Genomic DNA, 13,418 nt, shown 5'->3' on the forward strand with positions numbered 1-13,418 from the left:
GGTAGGTGTGGCAAATCATAAGTCTGCTCTGAAAAGAGTGAAACAAAACAAAAAAAAATATTTAAGAAACAAGTCTTATAGGACTAAATTCAAACATGCTGTGAAACAAGCAAGAATAACCATAAACAGTGCAAATGAACAAGAATTAATCCAACAGTTAAAAAATGCTCAAAAAGCTATAAATAAAATAAAAAGCAAAGGTGCAATACATAAAAATAAAGCTGCAAGATTAGTTTCTAGGCTTTCTAAAGCAGTCAATAAAAAACTAAAAGAAACTAGTGTTTCTTGAGAAACTGTTTTAGTTGATTATAGCTAAAAGTATTTATAACATCACTTTTTTCAAGCCAAGCTCTTTGTGCTGTTAAAATACCATAAATCATATAATTTAAATTGTCTTTGATATGTGTATCTGTATTAATACATAATTTAGCACCTGCATTTTTTGCCAATCTTGCATGTTCATCGTTTAAATCAAGGCGCAAATAAAAAGAATTTATTTCTAATGCTGTTTTGTGTTTTGCAGCGTATTCTGCAATTTTTTGAATATCAATCTCGTATGGTGCTCTTTGGCCAATGAGTCTACCAGTTGGATGAGCAATAATGTTTACATATGGGTTTTCTATAGCAGAAATAATCCTTTTTGTGTTTATTTCTTTTGAGTTTGCAAAACCCTGATGTATGGAAGCTATAACAATATCTAAATCCTTTAGCACATTATCGCTAAAATCAAGCTCTCCGTTTTGCTTTATATCAACTTCACTGCCTGCAAGTATGTGTATCTTGCCTTTGTATTTATCCTTTAGTTTATCAATTTCATTTAATTGGTCGTATAGACGTTCCACGCTTAAACCATTTGCAACATATGAAGAAACTGAATGGTCAGTTATTGCAATATAGTCATAGTTTCGCTTAATTGCTTCTTGAATAACTTCTTCAAGACTCATTAACCCATCTGAATAATTAGTATGCACATGCAAATCGCCTTTTATATTGCCAAGCTCTACCACGTTTGGCAATTTATTAGCCAAACACGCTTCGATTTCGCCTTTGTTTTCTCTTAATGTTGGCTTTATGTAGCAAAGACCAAGCGTTTTATAAATATCTTCTTCGGTTTTTGTTTCTATCTTTTTATCTTTTTCAAACAATCCATACTCATTTAGTTTAAAACCTTTTTTTATTGCAATATCACGCAAGCGCACATTGTGTTCTTTTGATCCACTAAAATATTGAAGAGCGCTTGCAAAAGAATCTTCATTTACAAGCCTGAAATCCAACTGCATATTATTTGATAAAAGCAAACTTACTTTTGTATCACCCATTGCAATTATTTGCTTGTGTTCTAAATTTGCCAAAGCTTTTGACACACCATTAAAATCTTTGGTACAAATAAGTATATCAAGATCTCCAACAGTTTCTTTACCCCGTCTGACGCTTCCTGCTATTTCGACTTTTTTTACATTATCTATTTTGTAAACTCTATCAACCAAATCTTTTGCAATAGGATAAGCTACTCCTAAAGGAAATCTACTTTGACCTTCTTCGTAGAGCTGTATTCCTTCTCTTATTTTTTTTATACTTTTTTCAAGCAATGATATATCTTTTAATTCATCATTTTCAAATACAAGTTTCTTGACATCTTCAAGTGTCCTTACACGATACTTCTCAAACATTTTATACAAAGTTTTAGGGCCCAGTCCTCTTATATCTTTTAATCGAAACAGTGTGTATGGCACTTTTTCTAAAAGCTCATCTAAATAAGCTACTTTTTGTGTTTGAATATATTCTTTAATTTTTTGTTCCAAATCTTTGCCTACACCTTCTATCTTTTTTGGGTTTGACTGGGAATAAATTTCTACAATACTTTCGTTTAAATTTCTGATAGATTCTGCTGCATTCCTATAAGCTCTTATTTTAAAAGCATTTTCGTTTAAAAATTCCAGAGCATCTGCTATTGTTTCAAATATAGAAGCAATTTTTTCATTCTCATCAAAACTCATTTGTTGATTTCAAATATTGTTAATCTATAAATATTATCCTGGCCTAAAATAAATCGCGTAAAGAATGGAGCCGGCGTTGCAATTAAACCTACAATATAATCATTTTGCCTTGCAAAGCTAACTATACGCCCTGATACGCTTCCTGAATTCCAAACATTAGCTAGTTTATCATTATCAAGCTTGTACATTGAAATACTGTACGCATTATAGTGGCTACCTGCAACTTGCACTGCGTTGCTTCGATAACTTTGCGGTACTAACACAAAATACTGATCATCTTTTTTGTAGAACTTTAAGTTGTTTTGAATAAATACTTTACCCGCATTTTTATTTTCAAAGTAGCTTTCATTTGGATTGTATGAGTGCGAATACCTCTGAATTGCATCAACACTTTGCCCTATGTAATCGTTAGTTAAGAAATTCTTTTTATCGTCTAAATTATAAATGGCGATTTCGTTGTTAGGTGTAACATATATCAATTTATTACCAATTTGCTCAAATTCATAGAAAGATGCAGGATTTATTGGCAAGGATAATTCTTTTGAAATTTCTCCATTTAAATTCATTTCGTAAATTGGTCCATAAAATTTGCCACCAATAGATAGGTTCTGAGCAATAAGTTGTGCTTTAGAATAAATATTGTAGAATCTCAAACAGTAATCAATTGAATCTTTTACAACATGTATCGAAGAATTTTCGATATAGGCTATGGAAGATGAAAGCTGCCCATAAGCATTAAAATTTGATATAGCAAGATAGGTCTTGCCGTCAATTTGTGCACTGTCAATATTAAATATATTGTAGCCAACATTGGCACTTGAAACTTTATTTAATGAGTAACCGTCAAACCTATATAGTTCAAGCTGACCTTTGCTTGCTACCACAATCAAATCATTTGCTATAGCCAAAGCTTTGGCTTCGTAACCAATATTTGCGTAATTTACGAGCCTCATTGTAGCACTGGAGGCGCCAACATTTGAATATTTGCTATATAAGCCAAATTTGTTAAGCAAACTTTCCCAAAGTGTAAGTCTAGGTTCTATATTCAAAGCTGTAGGCACAATATTTTCAGGTGGTAAATTTTCCATTTTTGCGGTTTTTATTTTTTCCATTTCTTGCTGACTTACTTGAGAGTTTGTAACGTATATTAGATCACCACTATAACCGTTGTAAATATTGTAAGATAGTTGATTGTTATTTTTCAAATATATAGGTATAACAAAATCACAATTCACAGCACTGCACAATTCTTCAACATCTTTTGGCGTACTAATTGAAGTGAGTCTTTCTTTTGTCATGGCAATTTCAATTGTATCTGGGTCAATTACTTCAAACTTTTTCGTTGATTCAAGAGCATTTTTTACTTGCTTAAACACTATGGGGTTTCTTGTAATAATTGCTACTCTATATAAGTTTTTCCCTATTATCCACTCATCATTATCACTTACATGAGCTTTTGAGTAAGTATAGCCGTTTGGTATCAAAGGTAAGCCCAGAAAATATTTTTTAATTTTTTGTGTACTTCTTATAATTTTAGCTATGCTTTGATTTAAATCTACGGTTTCTATTTGTGCATAAGCTCTGCAACTCTTTAGCTCAATGCGCTTTTGAGAAGTAGGATCTACAAAAGTTCCTAAATTTTTGTAAATATATACAAGCTCACCCTTCATAATACCATCACTTGAGCCTTTATCAAGCACAACTGTATCATTTTTTACACTTAATATTTTGCCCGTTTGTACAACTAACTTAGAAGCGAGTTCGTTTGCAAAATTCTCACCAACGCTAGCATTTGCAAAATTCACAAAAAACAACAACACAAAACAAACAAATAAAATTTTTTTCATAAAACTCTCTCTAATTGCTCAATTCTTTTTTTTGCATTCTCTCTAACTAAAATAGTTTCTTGAAGCTCCTGTTTGTTTTTTTCAATAAGTTCTCTAGGTGCTTTAGCTACAAATTCTTCGTTGCGCAATCTTTTGTTTAAAAAATCTACAGAAGCTTGAGTCTTTTCTATTACTTTTTTTAACCTCAAAATCTCACCTTCAATATCAACATTAAAACCAACCTCTAAAAATATATCGCCATACTTAGTTGGTTGTATAAAACTTTTTGGTACATCTTCTTCGATTATAAATAATTCTTGAGAGTTTGCAAGCAATAAAACATATTTTTTATAGTCTTGAATAATCTTTCGAGAATCCTCATTAAATGGTCTAAAGTAATAGTTTAATTTTTTATTTGCAACTATGTTGTTTTCGCTCCTTAAAATTCTCATCGCTTTAATTAGCTCTAACAAACACTCAAACTTTTGTTCTATCTCAATGTCTTCACCACTGTTTTTGGGATAGTGAGTTAACATTATAGATTCACCCGACTTTAATGGAAGTTTTTGCCATAAAAATTCACTAATAAATGGCGCAAATGGATGTAAAAGTCTCAATATTTGCTCAAAAACTACAAGTAGGGTTTGCTTTACTTCATCACTAAATTCATCTTTATTTATATGAGCTTTGCTCATTTCTATATAATAATCGCAAAATTCATGCCAAACAAACTGATATAAGCTCTCTGCAGCTTCGTTAAACTTGTATTCATCAAGGCTTTGTGTTACCTGGTCTATCGCTTTGGATAATCTAGACTTAATCCAAATACTTGCACTTGAGTTAGTATGTATAGTAGCTTCAGTTTGAAAATCTTTAGTATTTATTTCAATAAACCTATAAGCATTCCAAATTTTATTCATAAAACGCCTGTAAGATTCTATTGAATCGTATGAAAGCTTAATATCTCTACCTTGAGCTGCAAGTATTGCTAGAGTAAAGCGTAATGAGTCAGCACCATATTTATCAATTACTTCTATAGGGTCTATAACATTGCCTTTGGTTTTGCTCATCTTCTGGCCAAACTTATCCCTTACCAAAGCATGTATATACACATCTTTAAAAGGCACATCTTCCATAAAAAACATGCCCATCATTATCATTCTTGCAACCCAAAAGAAAATAATGTCAAAACCTGTTACAAGAAGACTTGTGGGATAAAACCTTTTCAGATCTTCTGTATTATCTGGCCAACCCAGTGTGGAAAATGGCCATAATGCAGAAGAAAACCATGTATCAAGTACATCAGTTTCTGCTATAAGCTCACCAGAGCATTTTGGACATTTATCAATTGGTTTTTCGCTTACAAAAACTTCACCGCATTGTTTACATGTATATGCTGGAATCCTATGACCCCACCAGAGTTGTCTTGATATACACCAGTCTTTTATATTATGCATCCATTCAAAATACGTTTTCTCCCAGTGCTTTGGAATAAACTTAATTGAACCGTTTTCTACCACATTTATGGCCTTTTTTGCCAAATTTTTAGTTTTTACAAACCATTGCTTTGAAACATATGGTTCAACAACCGTATTGCATCGATAGCAATGACCTACAGAATTTTTATAGTCTTCCGTTTTGTAAATTAGATTTGCTTCTTTCAGCTTTTCTAGAGTAATTTTTCTTGCTTCGAATCTATCTAAACCCTCCAGATCAGGTGCATTGTGTGTCATTTTACCATAATCATCTATTGCAATGACCTTTTCTAAATTATGCCTTTTGCCTACTTCAAAATCGTTTACATCGTGGGCAGGTGTAATTTTTACAACACCGCTTCCAAAACTCATATCAACATAATCATCTTCTATAACGCTAATTAGCTTATTTACAAGCGGCAGCACAACTTTTTTACCAACAAAACGTCTATAGCGTTCATCTTTTGGGTTAACAGCAACAGCTGTATCACCGAATAAAGTTTCTGGTCTTGTGGTAGCAACTACCAAAAATTCATCTGAGTTTTCTAAAAAATACTTTAAATAGTAGAGTTTGGATTGCTGCTCTTCGTACTCTACCTCTAAATCAGATAAAGCAGTATGACAGCTTGGACACCAATTTATTATGTACTCACCTTTGTAAATGTAGTCTGCATTGTATAGCTCAATAAACGCTCTTTTGACAGCTTTTGATAGACCTTCATCCATAGTAAAGCGCAGTCTTGAAAAATCGCAACTTGATCCTAACCTTTTGATCTGATCAATAATCCTCCCACCGTAGGTGTTTTTCCACTCCCACACTTTTTCAATAAAAGCATCTTTGCCAATGTCCTCTTTTTTAATGCCTTTTGCCGCCAAATCGCGCTCAACCATCGTTTGTGTTGCAATACCTGCGTGGTCCGTCCCTGGTAGCCAAAGCACACTATAACCACACATACGCTTATATCTTGCAAAAATGTCTTGCAGTGTCTGGTTTAGCGCATGGCCAATATGTAGCGCACCTGTTACGTTTGGGGGTGGCATCACTATACTAAATGGCTTGCCATCTTTGTTTGTCTCTGGTTTAAAAAAACCATTTTCTTCCCAAAACTTATATATATCTTTCTCAAAATCACTGTTGTAGGTATCCATAATTTATGAAGCTCTCCTTTTATAAAATATTTTAGTGGTTAACTCTTGCAAACATACGTTAATGTCATCGCTTTGCTTGAATTCACATTCAGAAAACCAAAAGGATGGGTTAATGCTTTTATATGCAGCCTTGAGGTTTTTGTCAAGATCCAGTATATCGTTTGTAAGATTATTCAGTCTCTCTTTAAATACAACAATAAAAGAATCGCCGCCTATACGAAAAAACTCACAATTGTATTTACTAAAAACTTCTCTAATTAGTTGAGAAAATGTACTAATTAATTTATCGCCTACAAACCTTGAATATGTAAAATTAATTGTTCGCATGTCTTGCAAATCAAGCAATAAAATTTGAGCATCTTGTTCAATCGACCGTGAAAATTTTGGCAAATAATGTTTAGAGTAAAAACCTGTTTCGTAGTCAATAAAGAAAACCATATTTCTCATTTCTTCTAATTGTTGATTGTAATCTTCTATATCGCAAGCCATTTTTTTTGATTCTAATAACACTTGCTTTGATTTAAGAAGAATTCCTTCGTCAATTTTACCTTGAAAATTTTCAAACATAAACTCTATTGCTTCATTTGGCTCCACAGCTTTTCTATAAGGTCTATCGGTTGTTAAGGCATCAAATATATCTGCAATAGTAAGAATTTTTGCCTCTAATATTATTTCATCAGCCTTTAAACCATCTGGATAACCGCTGCCATCTAAATATTCATGGTGGGATCTAATTATCCTTACAATATCCTCAAAACCCTTTACCTGCGACAATATAAATTCAGAAAACTCGGGGTGTTTTTTAATAAACTTATATTCTTGTTCTGACAATTTGGCAGGTTTTAGCAAAATACTATCTGGTATGCCAATTTTACCTATGTCGTGTAAAAGAGCTGCTCTTTCAATAATCTCGACATTGTTCAATTTGAGATTAAGTGCAATATTTTTTGCATACATGGCAACACGTTGCATGTGGCCTTTTGTATAAACATCCCTTATTTCGGTTAGATTTGATAAAACAGTTAGAGAACTACTCAATATTGACTTTGTACTTTTAAGTGATTCATTTAATGACTTAATTGAAAATAAATACTTTACCTTCAAATTTACAACATTTAAAAAACTTTCAATATAATCTTGAATATCTTGCGTTAATACTTCTATACCAAAATTCAATATAAAACGAAAAATGTTATCGCATATAAAATATTTTGTAACAAAGTAATTTAACTTGCTAGAAGCAAGCAGTTTGTATAGATAGCTGTTTCTATCAAGCGCTTTAATATGTGTAATTGAAATTGCATTGCTGTTTTGATATTTTAACAAGCCTTGGACATTAAATTTATCATCAGTATATATAGATTTTATAACACCATATTCTTCCAAGAAAAATCCAAAAAAACTTGCATTAAATACCCTTTTTAATGTAAAAGCAGTAAGCCTTGCTATTGACTCAATTTCTTCTAAATTATCAATACGTTTTGTGAATTCATTTAAATACAAAAGTTTGTTCATTGAAAGTTAAACCCTATTTCAAATGCCTCTATATTTATATCTGCTAATTTCGGGCTTAAAACATCCGCAATGGCTCTCGTAAAATGCCTTTTATCTATGTCAATTATCTTTGAAAAATATCCAAGCATAATAGTATTAACCGCTTTTTTCATATTGTGAAGCTTTGCTATTTCATTGAAATTTACAAGCTTTAGCTCAATTAAGTAGCTTCTCAAGTGTTTTCCAATTTCGTCTTCATCAACACTTGCTCCTACGATAGGCACAATCCTATCATTTACCAGTAGTTTAGATTCTGGTTTTAAATAATCTATATTGCGTAAAGCTTCTAATTTTTCACTTGCGAACATATAATCTACACTTGCTTTAGCTGGCAAAAAAGAATAGACTTTTTTACCATAAATCAAAAATGCATTTACGCTCCCGCCCCTTTGACTCATACCGTGAACTTCACTTTTTTTTACATCAAAATTTGCCCTTGATAGAGCATGGGTGCAAATATTTGATGCCGTAATAATACCATCACCGCCCACACCGCAAAATATTATACTTTTATTCATTTGCTTCACCTTTTACAATAGCATCAGTTGGACAAACATTAGCGCACAACGCACACCCGGTACAAGAATCTTTAATAATATAGGCTTTGTTGTCTTTATAACCAATGGCTGGGCAACCTATACGCAAACACCTTTTGCAATCAACACATTTATCTGCAATTACAAAATAAGGTTCATCTTTAATTTTTTTTGGAGCCAAAACACATGGCCTAGTTGCAATTATTACGCTTAATTCTTTTGTGTTTATCTCTTGTTCAATAATTTCTTTTGTAGTTTTATAATCATATTGGTCTACTTTAAATACTCTTTTTATACCAATAGAGCGGATCAGTGTTTCTAAATCAACCTTTGGTGTTTTATCTGATTTTATGTTAAAACCACTTGCCGCATCCGGCTGCCCACCCGTCATTGCAGTAATTGAGTTATCAAGAATTATTACAGTATATGCTACATTGTTAACATATGCATCAATTAAAGGCTGCAAGCCTGTATGCAAAAAAGTAGAATCACCTATTACAGAAACCACTTTATGATTTTGGGTAGCTTTTGCCAGACCATATCCCATAGAAATACTTGCGCCCATACAAACAGTTGTATGTATGCTTGATAGCGGTTCTGCTGCACCCAGTGTGTAGCATCCTATATCGCCTGTTACATAAACTCTCAAAGAATGCAAAATATCAAATATAGACCTATGTGGACACCCCGGGCACAATACGGGTGGCCTTGATGGTAAATTTGTGGGTACTTCAAAATATTTTTTTGGGCTTCTTTTCAAAAAAGAAGCTTTCACCAAGCCTTCTTCAACAATGTCTAGATTAAACTCGCCATCTTGCGGAAAAAACTTCTTGCCTTCTAAACTTATTCCACCAATTTTAAGCTGCTCTTCCATATAAGGCTCAAGTTCTTCTATTAAAATCACTTTATCCAAATCCTTCATAAACTCTTTTGCAAGTTCGATAGGAAATGGCCAACTAAGACCAATTTTTAAATAATTAGCGTCTGGCAAAAGCTCTTTTGCATAAAGGTATGAAACACCATTTGTTATTATGCCTATATTTAGTGCACCCTTGTCTATTTTATTTAATGGAATTTCGTTTGTTAATTTTTGCAATGCAATATTCCTGTCAAGTAATTTTTTGTGCCTTAAAATGGCATTTTTTGGCACAAGCACGTACTTGCGTATATCGCGCGCAATTAATTTATTTTCATAGCCACCCAGTTTATGAAAATCAAAATTAACTACTTCTTGAGTATGAGAAACTCGCGTTGTAGATCGTAAAATTACGGGAGTGTCGTATTCTTCACTTAAAGCAAAAGCATACTGCATAAAACCTATCGCTTCTTTTGCATCTGATGGCTCTAAAATAGGTACTTGTGCAAATCTTGCAAATAACCTGGTATCTTGCTCGTTTTGAGAAGAGTGCATACCAGGATCATCAGCTACTACTACAACAAACCCACCATTGACACCAGTATAAGATGAACTCATAAGGCTATCTGCTGCAACATTTAACCCAACGTGCTTCATCGTAACAAAACTGCGCCTGCCTGCAATACTTGCACCGAGCGCTTGTTCAAAAGCACTTTTTTCATTAGAAGCCCACTGAACATTTATATCTTCAAATGCTTTAGTATATTCCAGTATTTCGCTTGATGGAGTACCTGGATAACCGCTTGCAAAGCTTGCATTTGCCCTATATGCACCTATCGCTATTGCTTCATTGCCGCTTATTATTTTTTTCAAAGGCCGCCCCCCTGCATATTAGAATCAATTTTAATTATAGTTTTTACATTTCCCCTTGGGTTAAAATCGCCTACAACCTCTAAAAAAATTGGTTCTAAAAGGTTGTGCAAATAAGCATAAATTAAATTTATTGAATCTTCATGCGATATGTATTTATCTCTAAAACTATTTAAAAAAAGTTTCAAACTTTTAAGTTCCACCACATATTTGTTCGGTATATATTTTATTTTAATTGCAGCAAAATCTGGATAACCACTGCGTGGACACAAGCAAGTAAATTCACCAAATTCAATGTTTACTTCAAATTTAAAATTGTTCTTATTATCCCAACGTTCTAATTGATTATTTAATATTGCATCTTGCCCATATTTCATACTCAACTGAAGTATACTATACTTAAAAATCTTTTTCAAATATTTCTGTTTTTTGTTTGATTTAAGCGTTTTAAGCGCTTATTTTTTTCTTAAGAATAAAAAAATGAGACCGCTGGATAGAACAAAAAATATTAAAACACCAAACCCTATACTAAAAGGAGAATTTTGCATAACCTACTCCTTAGAATATAAAAAATATTAATACGAAAGAAAACAAAATAAAAGCTGTTGATGACATTAACCCAACTATGTTCATTTCAAACCTTAGTTAATTTAATACCTTATACTAGATAAATTATAAAAATGCAGTTAATCTTTTGTTTGTGTTTTATCTTCTATTGGTTTTGTATCTGTCTCACCTTTATTTTTTTCTTCTTCTTTTAAGGACTCTTTAAAATTCTTTATACCTTTGCCTATACCAGATCCGATTTCGGGTAGCTTTTTGGCGCCAAAAATTAATGCAAATATTAAAACCACAACCATTATATGCCAATCGTCCAACATTTTGCTGCCTCCTTTTCTAATGTTGTATGCATTGTACAACTAAATCCATGAAAAAATGATTGATTATTTGTGTAAAAATTATCAGTTTATTATATATAGATCAGTAGCTTTAAATTTATTTATGTTATTTTGAAAGATTTCAAATTAAAAGACTAAACCTCAATGGTTGATTTAACCACTGTTTTGCATAATCTATGCCAATGCGAGGTGTTTTTTCTATCATACATTGCTCTAGCTTTATACCAATATTTGCAATGCAAATTTCTGACATATAGTTATCCGTTGTATCTCTGTATACTTTTTTGGTATTATAGTACATAGTAATTCCAAGTGCCTTTGTGAGCTTTCCAGGACCATTTGCTAAATCAACTTCTTTAACACTACCCCTTCTTTGTTTCATTAAATCAATACCAATTAAAGGAATAATGCCTCTTATTAAAATACCTTGAGGTATGTTTTCTCGGTTTGTAACTACATTTAGCATAGTATGACCATGGCAAGTGTGGATATATAGTATACCACCACTTTTGAATAAAGGTTCATTTCTTTTGGTGCGCTTGTTTTTATAAGCGTGCGACGCTAGGTCAACAGAGCCAAAATAAGCTTCTACTTCTGATATTAAACCACCGCTTAACCCTTCTGTTTTATTCGTCAACAAAACTTTTCCCAAAAGCTCCTCGCAAATAAGCAGTAAATTGCTTCTTGTAAAAAAAGATTCTTCAAGTATTTCAAGTTTACCCAAAGACAGCGTTTTTAAAGCTTCAATATTTAGCATCTCATAAATATTCAAAACTGTTTTAACCTACCTTTTAGACACCAATATATACCTGTAAAACCTATTATAAACTCCAAAACAATAGTGCAAATTAACTTAATTATATAACCTTTTAAAAAATACTCAATACATTCAACTACTTTCAAGGAATATTAATGCTGTTTTTTTCCAATAAACTATCAGGCAATAGACTCATCAATACTACCAAAATTATCACCAAAAATACTTGAACTAAATTTTAAGATAATTGTTCATTTGCTTTTATTTAACTATTTTCATGTCATACCAAATTTTTAAAAATCGCTCAAAAATTAAAAAATCAAATATTTAATACTTCTTTCATCCATTTTAGGTAGTCTAAATTTAATTTTTGAATATCAATCTCTACTATCTCAGGAGTTTTGTAGTTATGTAAAAGCTTTATTGCGCTTTCGACTTTGTTATACAAACTACTATGTGTTTTTATTATGCATAAGTACTCATCTGTATGTTCAAATTTACCTTCATAAATATAAAAACTTTCAATTAGGCCTATAATCTGACAACATGCTGCAAGTCTTTGTTCAACTAAATAATTGGCAATACGCTCAAGCGTTTCTTTTTTATCTGAAGTTGTAAGAATAATTACAAAATCACTCATAATTTTTATATTAACAAAAAAGCTCCCCGCTTTCAAGCAGGGAAGCCTATGCAAACAAAGAGGGGGCTATGTAAATATAATATGTCCATCTAATGACATTTCGTAAAACTGACCCACTGTTACAATATCATCAAGTTGCTCGCAAAAATCTTCCTTTTTTAAATGAAACATATCCACTGTAGCCTTGCAAGCATAAATCTTGCCACCAGCATCATGTATCATTTCCAAAAACTCACCAACAGGTGGTATATCCAGTTTGTCCATTTCTTTTTTCATCTTTAAACTCGCAAAACTTGACATACCAGGCAATATACCAACTAAAGAGGGTATATGTAAGGCAGGATTACCTACGGTTGCAACTTTTAATTTATCCATGCGAGATTTAATAATAGCTTCTAAGCCAAAAAAAGTAAAAAACAATATAGCTTCAATTCCTTCCATTAAAGCCCCATTAGCCATAATTAAACCAGGATAGACACCATCCAAATAACCTTTTGAAATAATTATTGATACTTTATTCATACATGCACCTATACACAGCCAACAGGTTTTTTTATACCTGCAATTTTAGCAGCTTTCTTGGCTGGGCCTTTTGGAAACAGTTCGTATAGTTCCTTAGTTGAAACACCGCTTTCCTTGGTTAATTTTCTTATGGAAGGTCCACTTCCATGCTCTTTAAACTCTTTTTGCATAAATTCAATTACAAGCCAGTGTCTATCAGTTAAATTTTCAATACCTTCTTCTTTAGCTATTACTTCAGCAACCTCCTTTGTCCAATCAGCAAAATTAACCAAGTAACCTTCATCATCTGTTGGTATACTTTTGCCTCCAACAACCAAATTTCCCATAAAAAACCTCC

At 32.4% G+C, this 13,418-nt stretch carries 13 protein-coding genes; 1 reads left to right on the top strand and 12 read right to left on the bottom strand.

The window, feature by feature from the left end; genetic code table 11:
* The first annotated feature begins 7 nt into the window (after nt 1-7).
* A complete protein-coding gene (gene rpsT / locus ACP5FO_RS05205) occupies nt 8-289 on the top strand; it encodes a 30S ribosomal protein S20 (protein ID WP_428106077.1) in 282 nt (93 codons plus the stop codon).
* Here the strand turns inward: rpsT and polX are convergent.
* From polX to ACP5FO_RS05265, 12 genes are all read right to left on the bottom strand, one after another.
* Complete coding sequence (polX, locus tag ACP5FO_RS05210; protein WP_428106075.1) at nt 276-1,997, bottom strand: DNA polymerase/3'-5' exonuclease PolX; 1,722 nt, start codon at nt 1,995-1,997, stop codon at nt 276-278. The genes rpsT and polX overlap by 14 nt on opposite strands.
* Nucleotides 1,994-3,844 (bottom strand): hypothetical protein, encoded by a 1,851-nt coding sequence (locus ACP5FO_RS05215; RefSeq protein ID WP_428106070.1) that lies wholly within the window; start codon nt 3,842-3,844, stop codon nt 1,994-1,996. The genes polX and ACP5FO_RS05215 overlap by 4 nt, the downstream gene beginning before the upstream one ends.
* Nucleotides 3,841-6,447 carry a valine--tRNA ligase gene (locus ACP5FO_RS05220; protein WP_428106064.1) on the bottom strand — a complete coding sequence of 869 codons (2,607 nt, stop codon included), beginning with the start codon at nt 6,445-6,447 and terminating at the stop codon, nt 3,841-3,843. The genes ACP5FO_RS05215 and ACP5FO_RS05220 overlap by 4 nt, the downstream gene beginning before the upstream one ends.
* 3 nt (nt 6,448-6,450) lie before the next feature.
* Nucleotides 6,451-7,962, bottom strand: a complete 1,512-nt coding sequence (locus tag ACP5FO_RS05225) for a bifunctional diguanylate cyclase/phosphohydrolase (protein WP_428106059.1) — start codon at nt 7,960-7,962, stop codon at nt 6,451-6,453.
* Nucleotides 7,959-8,519, bottom strand: coding sequence for an indolepyruvate oxidoreductase subunit beta (locus tag ACP5FO_RS05230; RefSeq protein ID WP_428106054.1), 561 nt, complete (start codon nt 8,517-8,519; stop codon nt 7,959-7,961). The genes ACP5FO_RS05225 and ACP5FO_RS05230 overlap by 4 nt, the downstream gene beginning before the upstream one ends.
* On the bottom strand, nt 8,512-10,266 hold the full coding sequence (gene iorA, locus ACP5FO_RS05235) for an indolepyruvate ferredoxin oxidoreductase subunit alpha (RefSeq protein ID WP_428106049.1): 1,755 nt from the start codon (nt 10,264-10,266) through the stop codon (nt 8,512-8,514). The genes ACP5FO_RS05230 and iorA overlap by 8 nt, the downstream gene beginning before the upstream one ends.
* Complete coding sequence (gene queF / locus ACP5FO_RS05240; RefSeq protein WP_428106046.1) at nt 10,263-10,640, bottom strand: preQ(1) synthase; 378 nt, start codon at nt 10,638-10,640, stop codon at nt 10,263-10,265. Before queF ends, iorA begins: the two co-directional genes overlap by 4 nt.
* Before the next feature lie 309 nt (nt 10,641-10,949).
* Nucleotides 10,950-11,144, bottom strand: a complete 195-nt coding sequence (locus ACP5FO_RS05245; protein ID WP_428106042.1) for a twin-arginine translocase TatA/TatE family subunit — start codon at nt 11,142-11,144, stop codon at nt 10,950-10,952.
* 139 nt (nt 11,145-11,283) lie between these two features.
* The gene (locus ACP5FO_RS05250; protein ID WP_428106037.1) at nt 11,284-11,934 is read right to left on the bottom strand and encodes a DNA-3-methyladenine glycosylase; all 651 of its coding nucleotides are present in this window, start codon (nt 11,932-11,934) and stop codon (nt 11,284-11,286) included.
* A gap of 304 nt (nt 11,935-12,238) precedes the next feature.
* Nucleotides 12,239-12,559, bottom strand: coding sequence for a divalent-cation tolerance protein CutA (gene cutA / locus ACP5FO_RS05255; protein WP_092128985.1), 321 nt, complete (start codon nt 12,557-12,559; stop codon nt 12,239-12,241).
* A gap of 66 nt (nt 12,560-12,625) precedes the next feature.
* Nucleotides 12,626-13,081 (bottom strand): DsrE/DsrF/DrsH-like family protein, encoded by a 456-nt coding sequence (locus ACP5FO_RS05260; protein ID WP_428106032.1) that lies wholly within the window; start codon nt 13,079-13,081, stop codon nt 12,626-12,628.
* Nucleotides 13,082-13,089: 8 nt separating this feature from the next.
* Nucleotides 13,090-13,407 carry a TusE/DsrC/DsvC family sulfur relay protein gene (locus tag ACP5FO_RS05265; protein WP_428157126.1) on the bottom strand — a complete coding sequence of 106 codons (318 nt, stop codon included), beginning with the start codon at nt 13,405-13,407 and terminating at the stop codon, nt 13,090-13,092.
* Nucleotides 13,408-13,418 lie beyond the last annotated feature (11 nt).

Origin of the sequence: Desulfurella sp. (assembly GCF_049977265.1) — a bacterium.
Lineage (GTDB): Bacteria > Campylobacterota_A > Desulfurellia > Desulfurellales > Desulfurellaceae > Desulfurella.

Coding starts and splice junctions, on each gene's coding strand:
- polX (WP_428106075.1), bottom strand. CDS start 1,997: ATGAGTTTTGATGAGAATGAAAAAATTGCTTCTATATTTGAAACAATA.
- ACP5FO_RS05215 (WP_428106070.1), bottom strand. CDS start 3,844: ATGAAAAAAATTTTATTTGTTTGTTTTGTGTTGTTGTTTTTTGTGAAT.
- ACP5FO_RS05220 (WP_428106064.1), bottom strand. CDS start 6,447: ATGGATACCTACAACAGTGATTTTGAGAAAGATATATATAAGTTTTGG.
- ACP5FO_RS05225 (WP_428106059.1), bottom strand. CDS start 7,962: ATGAACAAACTTTTGTATTTAAATGAATTCACAAAACGTATTGATAAT.
- ACP5FO_RS05230 (WP_428106054.1), bottom strand. CDS start 8,519: ATGAATAAAAGTATAATATTTTGCGGTGTGGGCGGTGATGGTATTATT.
- queF (WP_428106046.1), bottom strand. CDS start 10,640: ATGAAATATGGGCAAGATGCAATATTAAATAATCAATTAGAACGTTGG.
- ACP5FO_RS05245 (WP_428106042.1), bottom strand. CDS start 11,144: ATGTTGGACGATTGGCATATAATGGTTGTGGTTTTAATATTTGCATTA.
- cutA (WP_092128985.1), bottom strand. CDS start 12,559: ATGAGTGATTTTGTAATTATTCTTACAACTTCAGATAAAAAAGAAACG.
- ACP5FO_RS05260 (WP_428106032.1), bottom strand. CDS start 13,081: ATGAATAAAGTATCAATAATTATTTCAAAAGGTTATTTGGATGGTGTC.
- ACP5FO_RS05265 (WP_428157126.1), bottom strand. CDS start 13,407: ATGGGAAATTTGGTTGTTGGAGGCAAAAGTATACCAACAGATGATGAA.